This is a genomic window from Streptomyces sp. NPDC094034, assembly GCF_040303865.1.
Lineage (GTDB): Bacteria > Actinomycetota > Actinomycetes > Streptomycetales > Streptomycetaceae > Streptomyces.
This window is the reverse complement of the sequence record NZ_JBEOUD010000016.1, coordinates 18,907-39,250: the sequence shown is the minus strand read 5'-3', so window position 1 is coordinate 39,250 and position 20,344 is coordinate 18,907. Positions and strand designations below refer to the sequence as shown.

The window sequence follows — 20,344 nt, the reverse complement described above, 5'->3', positions numbered from 1 at the left end:
CGGTTCACCGGCCGACCGTGTCGATGTGGGCTCCGTCGCCGGGGACCAGGAGGGCGAGGTGGCCCCCCTCGTCGAGCGGTGTCGGGACGGTGAGTGTGGTCAGCTGGACCGCTCGCTCCGCGTCGAAGAGGTGGATCTCGCCGTGCCCGCCCCGGGAGACGGCGACCAGTGGGCCTCCCGGCGAGCCCGCGATCGCCCGCCGCTGGACGCCGTCCCACGGTGTACCGCCGCGACGAGGGGCCCCGCTCATCTCCGGCAGCGGGAGCCGTGCGGTGACATACGGGCGCTCGCCGGGAGCGGTCGGTGCCGCGAGCAGGACGAGTTCGTCGCCGTCGGGGTGCACACGGGCGTAGGCGATATGACCGGCGGTCACCGCCAGCCGGAAGACGAGGCCGGGGCCGAGGTCCAACCGGCCGGTGTCGTTCGTGTCCAGGTGGTGCCACCAGGCGTCGTTGGTCCAGTCGGGCCACTGCCCGGGATCGGCGGGCCCGCCCCGCACGCAGGACCACAGGGTCCGCCGGACGGGATCCAGCCGCAGATAGAAACCCCGTCCGCCTTTCCGGCCGTCGGCCGCCCAGGGCAGCGGCGGTTCGGCGACGAGCCGGTCGCCTTCCCGCCGGGCGCTGTGTACGCCTGAGCCCGCCGCGGCGAACAGCCGGCCGGTGCGCGGGTCCAGCGCGTCCCCGTGTCCGTCGTCGTCCGGGAGGGGGAGGCGCTGAACGGCTGCCGCGGGTGGGCAGGCGGGGGCGGCGGCCATCAGGTCGCGGTGCCGGTAGACCGCCAGTTCGCCCGGTTCCCGGTGGCGCAGGACAACAAGCGGCCCCTGGCCGCCGATGACGGTGACTCCCGGCTCGCCGGCGCGTGTCCGTACGCGCACGGCGTCGGCGCGTCCGGGGGCACCGAGGTCGACGGCCGTCAGCAGGTCGGTCCACGCCTCCCCGTTGCGCCCGAGACCGGTGGTGACGGCGAGGTACCGCCCGGTCGGGTCGGCCGACAGGTGTTCGGCCGGCGTGGCGACCGGCACCGCGGTCTCCAGCAAGGGGCGTCCCGCGTCGGGGCCGTAGGGATCGAGGACAAGCAACTCGCCGGCCCGGTCGTCGACGAACGCGGTCCGCTCGCCGCGCAGTGCGAGGAACCCGGCGTGCTCGGCGAGGTGCCGCCCGCTCATCGCCGTTCGTTCCGTGCCATCGGGGAGGTCCAGCAGGGTTATTCGGCCGGCTACGTGGTCGGCGACCAACAGGCGTGGGGGCAGGGGCATGGCGGTCTCCTGTGTCGAGGTGGCCGGTATCGGGGCGGCTGGTGCGGGGCGGCGACCCGAGGCGGTGGTGGATCAGTTATTGATAATGATTATCATGACTGCGTCTTGGTCCGAAGTGGGGAGCACCGGGCCCCTGCCGAGACGCCTGACACGCCCCGGGACGACGGAACAGAGGAACCAATCCCATGCCACGCACAGTGCTGAGAGCCCGCCGATGGGTCGCGACCGCCGTACTGGGGAGTCTGCTTGTCGGTTGCGGCTCCGGGGCCTCGGGCGGTGACGACTCCGCGGGCAAGGCCGACAAGAGTGACACCTCACGCACGAGCGTCGACGTGCGGCCCATCGAGACCGCGACCACGATCACCGACGCCAAGGGCGTCACCGTCTCCCTGACGAAGCCCCCGGAGAAGGTCGTCTGTCTGGTGGCGCTCTGCGACGACATCCTCGTCGAGCTGGGCATGACCCCGGCTGCCACCAACTCCGTGTTGCCGGCGCATCCGAGGTTCCTGGGCAAGGAGAAGGCGGCGAGGATACCCGTCGTGCCGGGCGGCTTCCTGAGCCCCGAGGTCGAGGCGATCCTCTCCTACAAGCCGGACCTGGTGATCGGTCTGGAGGACACCCACGGCAAGCTCGCGCCCGCGCTGAAGGGCGCCACCACCTTCTGGCCGGTTCAGCCGGGCTCCTGGCAGGACAGCGTCGGCTACCTCCGGAACCTGGCCTCCCTGACCGGGCGCACCGAGGAAGGGGAGAAGGCGGAGCGTACGTTCCGTACCCGCCTCGCCGAGGTGGAGAAGGACAGCAGCGACAAGACCGCCTTGATCATCTTCGGCAGTGACGAGAACTTCGGCGTCGCGACTCCGGAGACCGATGTCGCGGCCGGGCTCTTCCCGAAGTTCTCCCACTATCCGTGGAAGAGCCGTGGCGTGGACGGTACGTACAGCATGGAGGAAATCCTCGCCCGCGACGTCGACGTGCTGTTTGTCGAGACCCTCTCGTTCGGTACCCCCGACGGCAAGCTGTCCGACAAGCTCGCCAAGAACCCGCTCTGGTCGCGGATTCCCGCCGTCAAGAACGGCAAGGTCATCGAGGTCGACTCCGAGGTGTGGGCCAAGGGGCGCGGAACCCGCTCCCTGGGCCTGGTCCTTGACGAGGCGACGGCCGCGCTCCGGTGACACGCCGGCCGGTCGCGCTCGTCTGTCTGCTGACGGCGGCCCTGGCGAGCGCTGTGTGTGCCCTGTGCCTGGGAACGCCGTACGTGGCACCGCCGAGGATCGCGCAAGTGCTGGGAGGAGACGGTCCGGAGGGCGTCATCGTCGGCCAACTGCGGTTGCCGCGGCTGGTGCTGGCGGTGGTCGCCGGGGCCTGTCTGGGCGCCGCGGGGCTGGTGCTCCAGGAGGCGTTGCGCAACCCGCTCGCCGTCCCCGAGATGCTCGGCGTGTCCTCGGGCGCCGCGCTCGGTGTGGCGGCTCCGCTGGTGCTCGCCGTGTCCGTGCCGCTCGCCGTGGAACCGTTCCTGGCTCTGGGCGGGGCGGCGCTCGGCGGGCTGCTGACCCTTCTCGCCGCGGGCCTCGGACGGAGCCCCTCGGCGGTGCTGCTGACCGGAGCCGCTGTCGCGGCGGCACTCCAGGCGGGCCTGTTGGTGCTCATGGTGCTCGCCGACCAGCTCGACCTCCAGCTCATCTACCGCTATCTGCTGGGCAGTCTGTCCGCCCGGACCTGGGAGGACGTCACGGGGCTCTGGCCGTGGCTCGTCCTGGCGCTACCGGCGCTCGTGCTGTGCGTGCCGGTGCTCGGGGTGCTGCGGCTGGGGGACGACGACGCCCGCGCGCTGGGTGTACGGGTCGGACGTGCCAGGGTGGCCGCGCTGGCCATCGCCGTCGTACTGATCGCGCCGCTCGTGGCGGTCTGCGGACCGGTGGCCTGGGTCGGCTTCCTCGCGCCCCAGCTGGCCGGACGGCTGCGGCCGGACGGTGACGCGGGGCGCCGGCTCGTCTGGTCGGCGGCGTGCGGCGCCGTCGTGGTGCTCTGCGCCGACCAGCCGGCGCGACTGGCCCTCGCGCCCGTCGAGACGCCGGTGGGCGCGTGGACCGCGCTGGTCGGGGTGCCCGTCGGAGTGGCCCTGCTGAAGACGGGGCGGCGACGTGCCCGGACCGGGGGCCGCGCGGAACCCGTCGCGCGGTACGCGGCGGAGGCCGATCCGGTACGGGAGGCCCCGCCCGCCCTCATACGGAAGGCGGAGCGATGAGTGCGCCAGGGGCCGTTACGGCGCCGGTCCACCGCGCGGTACGGGCCGGGCGCGCCAGGATCACCGTCCTCGCGCTGCTCGTCGTCGTGGTCGGCTGCGCCGATCTGGTCGCCGGGCGTGCCGTCTCGCTCGCCGATGTCGGGGACGTCCTGCTCGGCGGCGGCGACCCGATGGCCCGGCACATCGTGCTCCAGCTCAGGCTGCCCCGGCTGCTGGTGGCGCTGGTCGCGGGCGCGAGTCTCGGGCTGGCCGGGCTGGTGCTCCAGTCGGCGCTGCGCAATCCGCTTGCCGGGCCCGAGGTCACCGGCGTCACCCCGGGCGCGGTGCTCGGCGCCGTGACCGCCACCGGGCTCGGCCTCGCCGGCTGGGAGTCCCCGGCGGCGGTGGTCGTGGCGGCGTGTCTCGGCGGCTTCGCCGGAGCGGGACTGCTCTGGCTGCTCGCCGGACGGGAGCGGGGCGATCCGGAGCAGACCGCGGTGTACGGCGTACTCGTGTCGGCGGTGCTCGCCGGGTGCACCGCCATGGTGCTGCTGGTGGCGCCCGGCGAGCTGGGCAGTGTCGTCCAGTGGCTGGTCGGCTCCACGGAGGGGCGGGTCTGGCAGCACTGGCACCTGCTGTGGCCCTGGGCCCTGGTGTGGGCGGCGGTGGCCTGGCTGCTCGCCGGACCGCTGACACTGCTGCGCTGCGGCGACGAACAGGCCGCGGCGGCAGGGCTCGACACCGGCCGGGGCCGGGCGGCGGCCCTGGTGTGCGCGGTGGCGCTGACGGCTGGTGCCGTCTCCGCGGTGGGCGCGCTCGGTTTCGTCGGGCTGCTCGTGCCGCATCTGGCGCTCGCGGTCTTCGGCGCCGAACTGCGCGTCGCGCTCCCGGGCGCGGGGCTGCTCGGGGCGGTCGTGGTGTGCGGGGCCGACGCCGGCGCGCAGTTGCTGTCCCGGTCCCTGGCCGGGGCACTCGACTCGGACCGCTTCATCGTCCCGGCGGGCGCGCTCACCACATGTGTCGGCGCGGGGCTGCTGTTGATCGTGGCCCGCCGGCGTACGGATGAGCGATGAACGGCCGACGCGCCGACCCAGGAGGGACGCGCGGTGCGGGTGGGAGAGAGGACGGGAGGGAAGGCGACATGATCACTGGGGATTCCGGTGCCGTCCGGGCGGAGGGCCTTCGGTTCGGGTATCCGGGGCGCGAAGTCCTGCGCGGCGTCGATCTGCGCATCGGAGCAGGGGAGTTGGTGGCCCTGATCGGGCTGAACGGCTGCGGCAAGAGCACCTTCCTCAAGCTGGCCGCCGGGCTGCTCGCCCCGAGCGGGGGCCGCGTACTGCTGGCGGGGGACGAGGCGTCCGGACTGACCAGAAGGGCCGCCGCCCGCCGGGTCGCGCTGCTGCATCAATCCGCCCCGGCCGTACCGGGGCTGACCGTACGCCAGTTGGTGCGGCAGGGGCGGTACGCCGCCCGGGGGCCGCTCGGCATGCTCCGCGACGGGGACGACGAGGTGAGTGCCCGGGCGCTCGCGGATGTGGGTGTCACGGCGTGGGCGGACCGTCGGGTGGACGCGTTGTCCGGGGGTGAGCGGCAACGCGTGCGGCTGGCCATGGCGTTGGCGCAGGACACCCGGGTGCTCTTCCTCGACGAGCCGACCACCTATCTGGACCTGCGGCACCAGCTGGAAGTGCTGCAAACGGTGGTGCGGCTGCGCGCGGAGCGTGGCTTGACGGTGGTGATGGTGCTTCATGACCTCAACCACGCGGCCCGTTTCGCGGAGCGGATCGTGGCGTTGCGCGACGGCCGGGTGGCCGCCGACGGCACACCGCACGAGGTGGTCACCCCCGGACTGCTGGCCGAAGTGCTGGGTGTCCAGGGCCGGGTGGACCGGGACGCCGAGGGCGGCTGGCCGGTCTGTTACCCAGATCACCCTGTCGAACATCGAAAACTATTGCGGAATGAAAATCATATTCATTAGTGTCGCTGGTGCGGCCGAACAACAGCCGCGACCATCAACCCGAATCACATGGAGGCATCAACTCATGGAGCGCGACAAGGTGTTCAGCCCGATCGCCGACCAGGGCCAGCTCGCCCACCTCTCCGCCACCCACTCGAACGCCCTCGTCGAGAACCCCTTCGACGACGCCGTCGAGGCGGACACCGCGGCTGAGAAGTAGCACGACTCCTGCTGGCAACAGCAGGTGGTGAGAGCGTGCGACGGGCCCGCCCGGCTGTGATACGGGCGGGCCCGTCCCGTTCCCGGCCCTGACAACGACCACTACCCGGAGGTTTCCGTGCCCCCCAGTCGACTCGCTCCCGGCACCGGGATCGTCAACGTTCCAGGTGCCGGACTGGCGCTGCGTACCGCGGACGGGGAGTTCCTGCGCATCGACACCGGCCATGCCGACGCCGAGGCACTGACGCACCGGCTGGTCACGGGGACGAGCGGGGAACGAACCGGGGCGAACGACGAACTCGCCCCGCTCGTCGAGGCGTTCGAGCAGGCCGGCTACGCCGTTCCGGCGACCGCGGACCCCCGGCCGGGTCCACTGCGCGGACACACGGTGCTCCTCCTGGGCGACACAAGCCTCACCGCGCCGCTCGCACGCTTCGCCGCCGCCGAGGGCGCCGATCTCCGCACCGCGGAACCGGAACAGGTGAGCGAACTCGTGGACGGCCATGGGCCCGACGTCCCGACCGCGGTGGTCTGGTGCCTCGACTCGCCCGTTCCCGAAGGGCTGTGGGACGAGGCCGACCGGCTGCCCGCGGTGCGCGTCGGCTGGCTGCGCTGCCACCGCGAGGGCGCCCACATGTGGATCGAACCGATCGCCTCGGCCCCCGGGGACATCACCTCCGCCCACATACGTCTGCGCAGGCTCGCCGCGACCCCCGCCCACCGCGAACTCGCCGCCTACTGGGCCGGCCATCGCACCCCCGACACCGGCCCGCACCCCACCGAGGCATCCGCCGCGCTCATCGCCTCACTGCTCACCGCCGACCTCGTCGCCTGGGCGGCCGGAGAGCGGTATCGGGCCGCCGCACCGCCCGCTCGCCGCAGACTGCGACGGGTGGACCTGAGGGATCTGACGGTCACCGACCATCCCGTCCTGCCCGTGCCCGCGGTCGCCCCGTTGCCTGCCTCCGCCAAGCCGGCGGGCAGTCGGCCATGACCGCCCGGACGCACCACGTCATCGCTCCTGACGGCGTCCGGCTGGCCACCGACCTGTGCCTGCCGCGATCATCCGGGCCCCATCCCGCCGTGGTGATCAGGACCCCCTACGGCCGTACCGCCCACCGCGCCGAGCTGCACGGCTGGGCGGCGCGCGGCTTCGCCGCCGTCGCCCAGGACGTACGGGGCCGGCACGGCTCGGAAGGGGAGTGGCATCCGTACCACAACCATGAGGAGGAGGACGGCGCGGCGACCCTGTCCTGGGTACGCGGCCACACATGGAGCGACGGCCGGGTGGTCGCCGCGGGCGCGTCGTACGCCGCCTACTGCGCGCTCGTCACCGCCCTGGCCCATGACGGGGACGGTGACGGTACGCCGGACGCCGTGATCGCCGCCGTGCCCGCCCTCGGCCTCGCCGAGACGGCTCGCGAGGCCACCGGACCCGAGCGGCTGCGGGCCCGGGCCGGATGGTGGGCGGCGCACGGCGACCGGCCCGACTCCGACCCCGAAGCGCTGGAGACAGCCCTGGCCAGGGATCCCCGGCTGCTGGAACACCTCCCGGTCGCCGGATTGGGCGACCGGCTGGAGCGTGAACTCCCCTCATGGACCCGGATATGGGACGATCGCCGACGCGGAAGGCTCGTCCTGGACGGGGCGGCCGCCCGGCTGCCTCTTCTCGCGGTCGGCGGCATCCGCGACCCGTTCGCCGAGGACACCCTGGCGCTGTGGCGGGGCTGGGGCGGCCCGTCCCGACTGCTGCTCGGACCGTGGGGCCACCGTCTCACCGCCGGGGCGGCACCGGCCGCGCCCGGCCGGATCAACCTCGGTGCGCTGTACGTACGGTGGGCGAAGGCGGCCCTCGCGGGCCGGCTTGAGCACACCCGGCACGGCGTCATCGCCCTGGGTGACAGCGGCCGGTGGTACCGCGCACCGGGATCGGACGACGGGCGGTCTCCCGAAACGGCGGACGCGCTCGGGCGGCAGGTGCTCACGGGCGCCGGGCGGCCGGGGACGGACCGCACGACACCTCCGCCGCGGACGGCACAGCACGCACCGGGCGGAGGGACGGCGCCGGGTGGGATCGGGGACGCGGAATCCACCCGGCCCACGGTCTGGGCCTTCGGTACGCCCACGGGCCTGCGGCTGCTGCACGGCGCGGATTTCACGGCCGACCCGGCCCGGCCCGTGCGCTCCGACGATCTCATGATCCCGGTGGACGGCGACCGCGCCGACCGCTGTGTGCTGCTCTCGCCCCCGCTGCCGCGCCCGCTCGATCTGGCCGGGCACGCGGAGGCAAGAGTCAGAGCCGTCACCGACGGGCCGTGCGCCGACTGGGCGGTCCGGGTCACCGCTCTCGACCCGTCCGGCCGCGCGGAACCACTCGCCTTCGGCATCGTCCGGCGCACCGACCCGCCGGACGAAACCGCGGACATCACCGTGCCGCTCGGCACCCTGGGCCGCCGGCTCGACGCCGGAACCAGACTCCGGGTCGAGATCGCCGGACACCACTTCCCCGCCCACGCGCGCAACCCGCACACCGGCGAGAACCCGGTGACGGCAACCCGGCTCGCACCGTCCCGCAGGACCGTACTGACCGGGGGCGGCGCCCTCGTCCTGCCTGTCACCGCCCGACGTCACTACGTCGAGCCCGTACCGGAGATATGCCGTTGAGCAGCGTCCCGCCGTTGAACACCGTTCTGCCGATCGAGGCCCTTGTCGATCCCGTCTGCGGGCTGATCCGTGATGTGGCACCCGTCGAGCACCCGGACGGCGCACCGCCCCGTTACATCGCCATGACCGCCAATGTCGCGGACGCCCGCCGTCTCGGCGCCTGGCCGGCCGACCGGGTCTCGCTCGGCACCACGTTCGGCGACCCCGACGGCGCGCGGATCGCCGCCATCGCCGAGGCCGTGGAGCGCTACTGCGGCAACCGCCTCCCGCCGCCGGGCCACCCGAACGCTCCCCGGCGGGCCACCGCCGGCCAACTGGCGGCCGAGGGGGCCCGACTGTACGGGCCGGGACAACTGCCCTCGTACGCCTCCTGGCAGTACGAACGCCGGGGATTCCCGTACGCCGCGCTCCGGCCGGAAACCCCCGCGCTGTGGACGCCGGGCATGGAGGACGGGCGGGAGTGCTGGGCGCCCGTGGCGCTGACCCACCTCAACTGGCGTCAGGGCGAGCTGCGTTCGCTCCCGCGCACCCATCACCTCAACTACGCGGGGATAGCCACCGGGCAGGGGTTCGACGACGCCGTCGAGCGCGGGCTCCTCGAAGTCGTGGAGCGTGACGCCCTGGAGCTGTGGTGGCACCTCGACGGCCCCACCCGTGGCATCGACCCGGCGACCGTGCCCGGCCTCACCGAGGATCTGGCGGGCGCGGACCTGGAGGTCCACATCGTGGAGATGCCCTCCGAGTTCGCCCCCTGCGTGGCGGCCCTGGTGCGTGATCCCCGGCGGGGCATCCACGCGGCCGGATTCGCCTGCCGCTACGACCCGGCGGAAGCGGCCCGCAAGGCGGTCCTGGAGGCCGTGCACACCTGGGTGTTCACCCAGGGCGCGGTGGACGCCGACGGCTGGGTGTTCCAGGCCGTGGAGGCCAGCATGCTCGCCCGCGGACTCTACCTCGACCACCGGGCCGACCGGCGCTATCTCGACGACTGCGGGCCGCAGTTCGCCGCCGTACGCGACCTCGGCGCCCATGTGCAGGTCTGGCTGGACGACCGGATGGCCCCTCTGGCGCGCCGCTTCACCGAACCCGCCCTCGGCACCGTCTCCGTCACCGAGGTCGCCCGCGGCAGCCGGGAGGCGCTGGACGCCGCCCTCGCCGCCGGGGGACACCGTGTGATCACCTTCGACCTGACCACCGAGGACGTCGCCGAGACCTCGCTGCGCGTGGCCCGCGTCCTGGTTTCCGGTCTGATCCCCAACGCCCCGGCCGCCTTCGGCTACTTCGGCTCCCCCCGCTTCGCCGAGGCCGCGCTCGGCCGAGGGTGGCGGGCCAGGCCACCGGCCGTGCCCGCGGACTTCACGCTTGCTCCGCCACCACACATGTGAAGGCACCCGTTCATGACCCGCACTCCCGTATCCGCCGCCGACCAGGCACTGAGGCATGCCCTCGCCCACGCCAGATCCGCCCACGTGCCCGCCCGGGCGGCCCGCGCGCCGCACCGCCCCTTCCCCTGGGCCGGTGAGTCGTTCCCCCTCGGGCGGCCGGGCGAGCCGGGCGGCCCCGGGGGACGCGGCGGCCCCGGACAGATGGCCCAGGGCGGCGAACGGGTGGACCTGGACCGCCTGTTGCGGCTGTCGCTCGCGGTGCCGGACGGCCGGGCGGGCCGGCGTCGACCCGTACCCTCGGCGGGCGCCCTGCACCCGGTCCGGGTCCATCTGCTGCTCGGTGCGGGCTGCTCGCTGCCGCCCGGACGGTATGTCTACGCGCCGCACACCCACCGGGTCCACCGCCGCGGCCCGGCCCCGGCCGACGCGCCGCCGGGAGCGATCGCCGTACTGACGGTCACCGCCGGGAACACCGTCACCCACTACGGCCACCGGGCGTGGCCCCTGCTCCTTCTGGACGCCGGCCATGCCGCCGCCGCACTGGTCCTGGCAGCGGAAGGGACCGCTCCGACGGTCTGCCTGGACGCGGACGGTGCCACCCTCTGCGCGGCCGCCGGACTTCCGCGCCCGGGCGAGTGGAAGACCCTCTGGCCCGGCGCCGAACCGGAACAGCCACTCGCCGCCGTCCGCTTCACCCTCCGAGAGGCCGGCCACCACGACGACCCGCTGTCCGTCTGGGCCCGGCTCCCGCTCGCGGACGCTCCCGTCCCCCTGCCCGGCGCGGACCTCACGCCGCCCGTCGCACTCGCCGAAACCCGCTGTCTGCTGGAGATCCTCGGCGCCGGTGAGCGGACCGGGGCCTGCTGGCATACCGCCCGGCGCCCCGCGCCCGTCACGGACAGCGTGCTGTCGGAGCGCCGGAGCGCCGACCCGGCGGATCTCACACAGCCGCCTTCCGAGGACCTGCTGGCCCGGATCCTCACCACGGCCGTCGACGCGTGGCCGGGTGGACTGTCCTGGAGTGCGGCCGTCGGTGGCCCCACGCCCGGGCTGCTCACCCTCGCCGCCCCGCCCCTCTCGCGGACGCTGCCCGGCGCCCATACCGGACCGGCCGTGCGCCCCGGACCGGCCGTGCGTGCCGCTTCGGCCCTGCGCCCCGGACCGACCGTGCGTGCCGCTTCGGCCCTGCGTGTTCTGGCGACCGGAGAGACACGGCCCACCCTCGCCCACTGGGCTGCCGGGCAGGGCTGGATCGCCGAGGCGGGCGCCGTACTGCTGGCCCACGGCTGCCCCTCCGACGCCCCCGCCGCCAGGGTCGGACTCGACCACCTCGCCGCCGGATACGCCGCCGGAATGGCTCACGCCCACGCCGCGGCGGAGGGACTCCCGTCACGGCCCATCGGCTCCTGGCAACAGGCCGACCTCGGCGCCGCGCTCGGCGAGGCCCCCGAACGCGACTGGATCGTGCACGGTCTCGCCCTCGGCGGCCCGCCCGCCCCGACCACTTCGCCCCGCGAGGAAGAACGCCCATGATGCTGCACCCGGAACTCCTGCGGGCCGCGCGTGGCGCGGCCCGGCCACTGGCGGGCGCGACCGCCCTGCTCGCCCTGGTCACGCTCACCCACCTCGCACAGGCCGTACTGCTCGCCGTCGTGCTCTCCCGGATCGCCCGGGGCGATCTGAGCGGACTCCCCTCGCTGCTCGGCGCGGTGTTCGCCGTCGTCCTGGCGCGCGCCGCGCTGGGCAGGACACAACGGCTGACAGCGGTGGAGGCGGGAGCGAACGTCCGCGTCCGGCTCCGCGACGACCTGCTGAAACGCCTCGGGCAGCTGGGGCCGACCGCGTTCACCGGCGCCCGGGCGGGAGCGGTCCGTGCGACCGTCGTCGACGGCGTCGAGGGCGTGGACGCCTATGTGTCGCGCTATCTCCCGCAGTTGGTCATCACCTGCACCGTGCCACTCCTGTTGCTCGCCGTCGTCGCCCGGGTGGAGCCGGGCGCCGTGCTGGCCCTCGGGCCCGCCCTGCTGCTCGCGCTGTTCGGGCCGCGCGGGTGGGACCGGCTCCTGGCGCGTCGTGGCAAGGAACACTGGGACACCTACGAGGCACTGGCGGCCGATTACCTGGAAGCGTCGCAGGGCATGGCGACGCTGCGGGCCACCGGAGCAGTCGGCCGCACCCGGGAACGGCTGGAGCGGCGTTCGGCGGCGCTGCACCGCGCCACCGTGGCCAAGCTGCGCGTCTCGCTGGTCGACACCGGTCTCACCGATCTGGCGGTCCAGGGCGGAACCGCGGCGGCGGTCCTGGTCGCGTGCGCCTCCGCGACCACCGGGCGCACCAGCGACGTCGGAACGTACCTCCTGCTGATGCTGGCATCGGAGTGCTTCCGCCCGGTCCGTGATCTCTCCCGCGAATGGCACGCGGGCTATCTCGGGGTCTCGGCGGCCGACGGCATCGCCGCGCTGCGCACCGCCGAGGGCGCGGTGGCCGACCGCGGCACGACTGCCGCGGAGTGGGACAAGGCCCCCGAAATAAGCTTCCAGGATGTGAGCTTCACCCACCCCGGCGCGGATCTGCCCGCCCTGAGCGCGGTCACCTTCACCGCCGCCGCCGGACGCACCACGGCCATCGTGGGGCCCTCCGGAGCCGGAAAATCGACTCTTCTGAGCCTGCTGCTGCGTCACCGCGACCCCGACAGCGGCCGGATCACCGTCGGCGGGACGGACACCACCGCGTACGCGCTCGACTCACTGCGCCGGGGCGTCGCGGTGGTGTCACAGGAGACGTACCTGTTCCACGGCACGATCGCGGACAACCTGCGCCTGGCCCGGCCCTCGGCGACGGGCGCCGAACTGCGCGAAGCGGCACGCACGGCGGGCATCCACGACGAGATCGCCCGCCTGCCGGACGGCTACGCCACTCTCGTGGGCGAGCGCGGTGCCACGCTCTCCGGCGGACAGCGCCAACGGCTCGCGCTCGCCCGGGCGTTGCTCGCCGACGCACCGGTCCTGGTCCTGGACGAGGCGACCAGCGCGGTGGACGAACGCGGCGAGGCCCGGATCGTGCGGGAACTGCCGGCGGCGAGCCGAGGTCGCACCTGCCTGGTCGTCGCCCACCGGCTCGACGCCGTACGCCACGCCGACCACATCGTCGTCCTCGACGCCGGCCGCGTCGAAGAGGCCGGCGATCACCAGAGCCTGCTGGCGGGCGGTGGCGTGTACGCCGCGCTCGTCGCCGCGGGCAACAGCACAGCTTCGGAGGAACAGGCCGCATGAAGCCAACTCACCAGCGACCGGACGAACCCCGCGAAGTCCCGGCCGGGCACGGGGAAGAGCGGTCGGGTGCCCTGCGCTCCCTGCTGCCCGTTCTCGGCGCGCACCGCGCCATGGCGGTGCGTACCTGCCTGGCCGCCCTGATCGACCAGGCGGCGCTGGCCGCCCTGGTCACCCTCGGCGCGTACGCCGTGGGCACGGCGGTGATCGAGCACCGCCCGCCGTCCGCCGCCACGGTCACCGCACTTATCGTGCTCGTCCTGGTCAGAGGAGTGTCCACCTGGCGGGAGATGGACCTCTCGCACGACCTCGCCTACCGGGTCCTCGCCGAACTGCGGGTACGGATCTTCGACGGGCTGGCCCGCAGCGCGCCCGCCCGGATCGCGGGGCGCCGCAGCGGCGACCTCGCCGCGACCGCGCTCGGGGACGTGGAGGCGCTGGAGTTCTTCTACGCCCACGCCATCGCCCAACTCCTCGCCTCCGGCCTGGTGTTCGGTTCGGCGGCGGTGGTGCTCGGCACTCTCGAACCCTGGCTGCTCGCCGCCATACTGCCCGTCGCGCTGCTGCTTGTCTGGGCGCCCGTGCTGGACGGACGCGGCCGTGCCGCGCGAGGGGCCCGCACCCGAGCAGCGCTGGCCGAACTCTCCGCGGAGACCGTCGAGACCGTCGACGGCCTGCGCGAACTGCTGATGGCCGGAGCCCTGGACCGCAGGCGGGCCCGGCTGCGGTCCTACGGTCGTCGGCTGGCCCGGGAACAGCGTGCCGAGCAGTCCTGGGAAGCCGGCGCGGGGGCGATCCGCGATCTGCTGGTCGTCGGCGCGCTGATCGGGGTGGTCGCCGCGACGGCGCACGTGGTCGCCGCGGGCCGGCTCGGCGGGGCCTGGGCCCCGGCCGCGATGGCGCTGGCCCTGGGGGCCCTGGCACCGGTCGCCGACTCCGCGGCGTCACTGGGCCAGGCGGGTAGTCTGCGTGCCGCGGCCGTTCGGGTCCGTGCGGTGCTCCAGGCACCGGCAGGCGCGCCGGAACCGGCGACCGCCCGCCCGCTGCCGGCCGGCCCGCTCGGGATACGGCTGCGCGGCGTCCGGTTCGGGTACGGCACCGAACCCGTTCTGGACGGCCTGGACCTGACGGTCCGGACGGGGCAGACCGTGGCCCTCGTCGGAGCGTCGGGCGCGGGCAAGACGACCTGCGCACACCTGCTGGCTCGCTACTGGGACCCCGAGAAGGGGTGTGTCGAGCTGGTGCCGGAAGCCGATGCGAAACCCGCCGACCTCAGGGATCTGTCCGAACGGGAACTGCGTGCCGCGATCGCCGTCGTCGGACAGGAGGCCCCGCTCTTCCACGGCACGCTCGCCGAGAATCTGCGTCTTGGAGCCCCCGACGCGACCCCGGAGCAACTGCGCACCGTGATCCGTGTCTGCGGCGTCGATTCCATTGTCGACGCCCTCCCCAACGGGCTCGGCACGGTGGTCGGCGAACGGGGGGCCACCCTGTCAGGCGGACAACGGGCCCGGGTGGCCCTGGCCAGAGCGCTGTTGAGCGACCCCCGGGTGCTGGTCCTCGACGAGACCACGGCACATCTCGACCACCGGGGAGACGCGGAACTCGCCGGGGCCCTCGCCCGGGTCTCCGCCGACCGCACGACCCTCGTGATCGCGCACCGCCCGGCCACCGTCCGCAGGGCCGACCGTATCGCGGTACTTGAGGAAGGACGGATCGTGGAGGAGGGAACATGGGACGAACTGACGCTGTCAGGCGGCGCGTTCGCGCGCCTGTTCACCCGCGATCCGGCTCACGGGTCGGTGGTCACCTCGAAGCCCGCGCCGTAGATGTCGGTGGGGTTGGCGGCGTCACGGGCACGGAGGCCGGCCTCCACCGGCGGCCGGGGATCTCCGGATCATTCGGAGAGGGGGCGACTGCGCGCGTATACTGCTTGATTCGCATGGCCGCAACCACCGAAATCCTCGGCGATACGGGGACGAGGCGGGCACGACGACGGGGGAGTCGATGGTCGGCGAGGCTGGACGGGGCGCCACCGATGGCAGGGTGGCGGAGCTGTGGAAGCAGGCGACCGACGCCGTTCTCCAGGCGCGACGACTGCTAGGTCCTGTCCGGTCGATCTTCGCGGGCCCGCGACGCCTGGCACCGCACCTCGCCGCGTTGTCGGAGTCGCCCAAGTACGTCCAGTACATGGGCGATCCTCCGCCTCGCGATGCACGGCACCAGACGCCGCGGGCTTATCCGCGAAGATCGACCGGACAGGACCTGGGTGACTCGGGGGTGTCGAGCCCCGCTGACAAGGAGTTGAGATCGGCGATCGACCGACTGACCGCCTTCGAGGTCGAGTTGGCGCAGAGCGGAGAGAATGTCTCCCTCGTCTTCGTGCACGTGGGCATCCTGCTCGGCGGGTGGTGTCTGAACAGGCGCCAGAGCCCGTCGTTCGATTCCGAGCAACGGGCAGAGGCGCTACGGCGCCTGCGGTGGGCGGACCGTAACGGGCCGCTCACCGATCTGCTCGTGGTGGAGGCACGCATGATGCTGGTCTTCCTGCTCGCGCCCTGGACCCTGCCCCGCTCCGACGGCACCCGTACGGCTCTTCTGGACGCGCTGCTCGCGGTGGCCGATGAAGGGGTGGTGACGGAGACGTTGCGTCGGGAACTCACCGAGGCCAAGGAGGTGGTCGACCGCCTCGCCGAGGCCCCGCTCGACCAGGAACTCCACCAGCGGACCGCCGACATAAAACGGGACATCGAGCAGATGCTCGTCCCTTGGGCTTCGACGACGGGTACGGCCTTGCCCGACCACGCTCAGAAGCACGATGAACCGGATGAACCCGATGCGTCCCCCGGCGTCCAAGCCCCCGAGAACGCTCTGCTCGATGCCGTTCGCGGCCTGGTGGCCCTGGCCGGCGCACGCAGCGCGCCGCGGTTCACCCGCGTACTCGTCTGGCTGGTTGTCACGTTGGAGTCCGGGCACGACGGCGACTCGCCCGACGAACTGGGCCTGGACCCGGAAGCCGAACTCCTGCTGCGTCAGGCGGCTGCCGGCAAGGGCGGCGGCGCCCATGGGGTCCGCCGCGCCGCTGACCTGGCACTGAGCGCCCTCCGCGCGTTGCGGCCGGAGGCACCCGAGCGCGGCCGGGTCGCCAGGCTCCACGCCTACCTCCTGGTCGCGTTGCAGTCCCTGACGCCAGGACCGGTCGACTTCACCACTGTGGAGCGGCCCACGCCGGAACGGGACGGCGACGGCGACGACCGCTTCGAGGACTGGCCGGTCGGCCTCACCGTGGAGCCGGGTCTGCTCCCGCATCTCAACAGCCAAGGGCGGGACCTCGTCGCCCATATCGGCATTCGCGAGCGGCGCTTGGCGGCCGGCTTCGACCGGCTGTTGGCCCACTGGACCGGTGATCTGGGCTATCTGGAGGACGCCGCCGCCCTGCTGAGGGAGGCGGTCGACGCGACCCCCGCGGGTTCCTGGTGGGCCCTGGCCCTGCAAGCGGATCTGAGCGAGGTCCTGGAAACGGCCGCCACGTTCGGAGGCAGCTTCCACGACGCGGATGTCTCCCTGGCCACCCTGCGGCACCTGCGCGCGGCCCTGGAACGCGATGGCTCGGTGCCACCCGACGCGCCGTTCGTCCTGAGGCTCGCGCTCTCCGCCGCCGATCGCGAGCTGGACCGCGCGGAGCGGACCGAAGACCACGAGGCGCTGCCACGCCTGAGCGAAGAGCTGCGCGGCCGGTACGCCGCCCTACCGCCGGAGAGCAGTTGGCGCGAGGAGTTGGCGGAACGGTTGAGCCGACTCGACCAACTGAGCGCGCACGCACGGCAATCCACCGGACCGGGGCTCGCGGCGGCCAGGACGGGGGAGTACACCCCTGAGCCGGAAAGCGCCGGGTCAGATCTGCTGAATCGCGCGATCGCCGAGTTCCGCCGGGATCTTGATGAACCGGAGATGTACCACGATCAGGAGTACGACCGGCGCGCCACGCTCGGGCTGCGGCAACTCTACGCCGTGGTGAGCGGCGAGGAACCCCCGGCGCTGCTGGACGAGGCCATCACCGAGCTGACCCGGGCCCGCGCGCTGCTCGCCGGGGGGCGTGGCAGAGCGCACCGCGTGGACGTGCTGACGAAGCTGGCAGAGGCCCACATCATGCGCGCGGCGCGGGGCGGTCCGCAGGTCGACGCGGACCGACGGGCGTTCGTGGAGGTGACCCGCGAGGCGCTGGGCGAACTGGCCGCCGACGTCCTGCTCCAGTCCGGCGCCGACCACGGGCTGTCGGCGAGCATCAGAGGTGCCGTACTGTCGCGCCGGCTGGCGTTCGTCGCCTTCCGTATCCAGCGGCCGGCCGACGCGGTGGCCGATCTGGAGAAGGGGCGAGCCCTGGTGCTTCAGGCCGCTGCCGCCTCCCGAGGCATCCCCGAACTCCTCGACGCCGCCGGCCACCCCGAACTGGCCCGCCAGTGGCGCGCTCACGTTCCGAAGGACCTGCTTTCGCCCAGGACCGACGACATACCGCCGCCCCCGCCGGCCGAGGACGCATCGCCCCCGGCCGCTGATTCGTCCGATCCGCCGATACCCAGCGGTCTGCGGCGCAAGGCGCTGACCGCGCTGGGCGCCCGCGCCGACGCTCAGGAAAGCCCGGGCATCCGGCAGTTGGTGGGCGCGGCGGAGGTGTCCGAGTTGACCGCCGGCCTCGCTGCCACAGGCACCGACGCGTTGGTCTATCTGGTACCCGGCATGCCCCTGCCCGACGGTTCGTTCCCCGGACGCGCCCTGATCCTGCGGCCGGGGGCCGGTCCGACCACGCTTCCCCTGCCCGAGCTGATGGCCCCGGGCAGCCCACCGTTGGAGCGGTACCTCGACACCGCGGCGGAACGCTCCCGGGCGCTCGCCGACCCGGACGCGGACGCGTCGTGGCGCGCCGCTTGCGAGGGGCGCTGGCAGGACGCGCTGAGCACGCTGTGCGAGTGGGCCTGGCGGGCGGTGATGGAACCGGTGCTCGCCGCCGTACGCCCGGTGCGGGCGGCCCAGTGGCCACTGGCCGTGCCACCGCGGATCGTGCTGGTGCCCTGCGGCTCGCTCGGCGTCGTACCGTGGCACGCGGCGCGCATCCGGGGTATCGGCGAGCACGGCCATCGCTACGCCTGCCAGGAGGCCGTACTCAGCTACGCCCCGTCCGGCGCCCAGTTCCTGGCCGCGGCCGCCCGGCGCCGGATGCCTCCCGCCACAGGACGGCAGGTCCTCGTATCCGACCCGGAACTGACCCTGCCGTGGGCCGAGGTGGAGACAACCGCCCTGCGTGCGGCCTGCTACCCCGAGGCGCTCCGTTACGGCGAATTCCTCGGCACCGGTGAGGTACGGGACGCCGCGGGCACGCCGGAGGAACTGCTCGCGGTCCTGCCCGGCGGTGGGTCGCCGGCGTCCGTGGTCCATTTGTCCTGCCACGCCGTGGCCGCGTCACGCCCCACCGAATCCGCGCTCAGGCTGGCGTGCCCGCCCGGCGCCGCCCGGCGCGTCGGGCGGCTCACCGTGGCCGGAATCCTGGACGGCGCCGCCGGGATCCGACCGGGCACGGCGGGCCCGTTGGTCGTGCTCAGCGCCTGCGAGACCGACCTGAGCACGCGCCTTCACGATGAGGCGCTGACCCTCGCCACCGCGCTGGTCGCCGGCGGTGCCGCCGATGTCGTGGGGTCGCGCTGGGCGGTGCGTGACGGGCCGACCTCCGTGATGATGGCGGTCTTCCATCATCACCTCACCGCCCGCGGGCTGGCCCCGCCCGATGCCCTGCGTGCCGCCCAGTTGTGGATGCTCAACCCGCGCCGTGAGTTCCCAGCCGCCCTCGACGGCCCGCTCCGCCGCCAGGCCACCCGCCCCGACCTTCACCACCCGCACCACTGGGCCGCCTTCACCCACCAGGGCAACCCGGCGGCAGCGTCGGCGGCGGGGTGAGATCCGCTGACCGGCGCGGAGCGAGTCGTCGCCGTGAGGGGGCTGTGGGACCGGGGATCGCGTGGGGGCGCGCGAGGTGCTCCCCTACGGCCGGCCGCCGCTGTCCCACCCTTCAGGGAGTCATGGCGAAGCGGCGGCAGATGTGCACCCGGCTGAACTCGCGTCGCAATTGCGCCTCGTCCGCGAGCTCCGCGTGCATGAACGCGGCCATGAGACGCAGACCGGGCCGCGGTTCGAGGACGGCGCGGTCAGGCTCATCCGTGGCGGTGTAGGCATGGGCGAAGACATGGAGGTAGTGATCGCTTTCCTCGAAACCCATCGCCCGGTACCAGCGCAGGGTGGCCGGGTCGTCCCGGGTCCAGGCGTCGAGCGTGGTTACCCCCATGTCGCGGATCCGGGAACGCGTCTCACGGAGGAGGGCACGGCCGAGTCCGCGATGCTGGTGATCGGGGTGGACGGCGACGGTGTCGATGGTCGCCAGCGTGTCCACGACCATGGTGTCCATGATCCCCACGACGGTGTCCATCCGATCGACTGCCACCAGTTCGAGGCCGGGAACCGGGATGGCGGGCTTGGTGCGATCGACGTCGTCGTAGTAGGCGGTGTTCAGGAAGGAGAGCACCCGGCAGCGGAGCCAGGAGCCCTCGTCGGCGCGGGTGTATGCACGGATGGTGTAGGTCACGGTCGTGATCCTCACAGGTTTCGAGATGGCGGCCGCTTGCGTACGAACGGACCCTGCAGACGCAGGAGGCCACGCATGCCGCGCTCGCTCGGTCGCCGGGCACCCGCGCTCCATCGGCGACGCTCGCACAGAGCGCCCAGCGTTTGGCCAACTTCCGGACGCTGTACGGCATGCACGGCGAGGCGGCCGAGGCCGCGCGCGATGCCGTCGACCAGTACTCCGCGCTGATCGCCCGAGGCCGGGGCGATCTCGCCGCGGAAGCCTCACGCGTGACCGGCACGCTCGCAACAGCACTGCTCTGCCTCCGCGAGCCGTCCCGGCCAACTCGCCGCATGCGAAGGTGACATGCGCTCGGCGTGCGACATCGGGGCCGAGGGAGAGCGATGTGACGCTTCCCTGCTGCTTGAGCAACTCGTGGGTAAACTCCGCCGGCTCACCGCCAGGCATCCCGGTGCGAGCGTCGAGTAACTGCGCGGGAAAGACCGCCTCGCGGCCCCCGGCGGGCGCCGACAGCGGGGCGTATCACCATCGACACCCCCTCGACGGCGCGCGTCGCCTCGGCGTGGGTGACAACGACGTAACGAGCGCGTAGGGGCGCGTAACCTTCCGGATTCCGTACCGCCGCCGGACCAGGCGCGCCCACGGGCCTGCCACGGGACCACGACGCCTGCGCGGGTGTCGCGGCTGTTGGGGCGTGGGCCCGTATGGGGGTGCCCGATGTGTGAGATGAACCGAGGCGA

General features: G+C 73.5%; 15 protein-coding genes. 13 read left to right on the top strand and 2 right to left on the bottom strand.

The window, feature by feature from the left end:
* Nucleotides 1-4: 4 nt before the first annotated feature.
* Nucleotides 5-1,258: a hypothetical protein gene (locus ABTZ59_RS16650; RefSeq protein ID WP_351397178.1), complete on the bottom strand. Its 1,254-nt coding sequence runs from the start codon at nucleotides 1,256-1,258 to the stop codon at nucleotides 5-7.
* A gap of 185 nt (nucleotides 1,259-1,443) precedes the next feature.
* Between ABTZ59_RS16650 and ABTZ59_RS16645 the strand changes: the two genes are divergently transcribed.
* The 12 genes from ABTZ59_RS16645 to ABTZ59_RS16590 all read left to right on the top strand — a co-directional run bounded on the left by ABTZ59_RS16645 (nucleotide 1,444) and on the right by ABTZ59_RS16590 (nucleotide 18,922).
* Entirely contained in the window at nucleotides 1,444-2,430 is a 987-nt protein-coding gene (locus ABTZ59_RS16645; RefSeq protein WP_351397174.1) for an ABC transporter substrate-binding protein, read from the top strand.
* Complete coding sequence (locus ABTZ59_RS16640) at nucleotides 2,427-3,503, top strand: FecCD family ABC transporter permease (RefSeq protein WP_351397171.1); 1,077 nt, start codon at nucleotides 2,427-2,429, stop codon at nucleotides 3,501-3,503. Before ABTZ59_RS16645 ends, ABTZ59_RS16640 begins: the two co-directional genes overlap by 4 nt.
* Nucleotides 3,500-4,555 (top strand): FecCD family ABC transporter permease, encoded by a 1,056-nt coding sequence (locus tag ABTZ59_RS16635; RefSeq protein ID WP_351397168.1) that lies wholly within the window; start codon nucleotides 3,500-3,502, stop codon nucleotides 4,553-4,555. The genes ABTZ59_RS16640 and ABTZ59_RS16635 overlap by 4 nt, the downstream gene beginning before the upstream one ends.
* Before the next feature lie 68 nt (nucleotides 4,556-4,623).
* A complete protein-coding gene (locus ABTZ59_RS16630; RefSeq protein WP_351397165.1) occupies nucleotides 4,624-5,460 on the top strand; it encodes an ABC transporter ATP-binding protein in 837 nt (278 codons plus the stop codon).
* Nucleotides 5,461-5,524: 64 nt separating this feature from the next.
* Nucleotides 5,525-5,659, top strand: a complete 135-nt coding sequence (amiA, locus tag ABTZ59_RS16625) for a streptamidine family RiPP (RefSeq protein WP_249949641.1) — start codon at nucleotides 5,525-5,527, stop codon at nucleotides 5,657-5,659.
* Between the two features lie 117 nt (nucleotides 5,660-5,776).
* A complete protein-coding gene (locus ABTZ59_RS16620; RefSeq protein ID WP_351397160.1) occupies nucleotides 5,777-6,652 on the top strand; it encodes a hypothetical protein in 876 nt (291 codons plus the stop codon).
* Nucleotides 6,649-8,322 (top strand): CocE/NonD family hydrolase, encoded by a 1,674-nt coding sequence (locus tag ABTZ59_RS16615; protein ID WP_351397157.1) that lies wholly within the window; start codon nucleotides 6,649-6,651, stop codon nucleotides 8,320-8,322. The genes ABTZ59_RS16620 and ABTZ59_RS16615 overlap by 4 nt, the downstream gene beginning before the upstream one ends.
* Nucleotides 8,313-9,704 carry a YcaO-like family protein gene (locus tag ABTZ59_RS16610; protein ID WP_503002969.1) on the top strand — a complete coding sequence of 464 codons (1,392 nt, stop codon included), beginning with the start codon at nucleotides 8,313-8,315 and terminating at the stop codon, nucleotides 9,702-9,704. Before ABTZ59_RS16615 ends, ABTZ59_RS16610 begins: the two co-directional genes overlap by 10 nt.
* Before the next feature lie 12 nt (nucleotides 9,705-9,716).
* Nucleotides 9,717-11,237, top strand: a complete 1,521-nt coding sequence (locus ABTZ59_RS16605) for a nitroreductase (RefSeq protein ID WP_351397152.1) — start codon at nucleotides 9,717-9,719, stop codon at nucleotides 11,235-11,237.
* A complete protein-coding gene (locus ABTZ59_RS16600; RefSeq protein ID WP_351397149.1) occupies nucleotides 11,234-12,976 on the top strand; it encodes an ABC transporter ATP-binding protein/permease in 1,743 nt (580 codons plus the stop codon). The genes ABTZ59_RS16605 and ABTZ59_RS16600 overlap by 4 nt, the downstream gene beginning before the upstream one ends.
* Complete coding sequence (locus ABTZ59_RS16595) at nucleotides 12,973-14,802, top strand: ABC transporter ATP-binding protein (RefSeq protein ID WP_351397146.1); 1,830 nt, start codon at nucleotides 12,973-12,975, stop codon at nucleotides 14,800-14,802. Before ABTZ59_RS16600 ends, ABTZ59_RS16595 begins: the two co-directional genes overlap by 4 nt.
* A gap of 451 nt (nucleotides 14,803-15,253) precedes the next feature.
* Nucleotides 15,254-18,922 (top strand): CHAT domain-containing protein, encoded by a 3,669-nt coding sequence (locus ABTZ59_RS16590; RefSeq protein ID WP_351397143.1) that lies wholly within the window; start codon nucleotides 15,254-15,256, stop codon nucleotides 18,920-18,922.
* Between the two features lie 112 nt (nucleotides 18,923-19,034).
* Here ABTZ59_RS16590 and ABTZ59_RS16585 read toward each other — a convergent pair whose 3' ends face one another.
* Nucleotides 19,035-19,604, bottom strand: coding sequence for a GNAT family N-acetyltransferase (locus ABTZ59_RS16585; RefSeq protein ID WP_351397140.1), 570 nt, complete (start codon nucleotides 19,602-19,604; stop codon nucleotides 19,035-19,037).
* A 143-nt stretch (nucleotides 19,605-19,747) separates the two neighbouring features.
* Between ABTZ59_RS16585 and ABTZ59_RS16580 the strand changes: the two genes are divergently transcribed.
* On the top strand, nucleotides 19,748-19,948 hold the full coding sequence (locus ABTZ59_RS16580) for a hypothetical protein (RefSeq protein WP_351397137.1): 201 nt from the start codon (nucleotides 19,748-19,750) through the stop codon (nucleotides 19,946-19,948).
* Nucleotides 19,949-20,344: the final 396 nt, after the last annotated feature.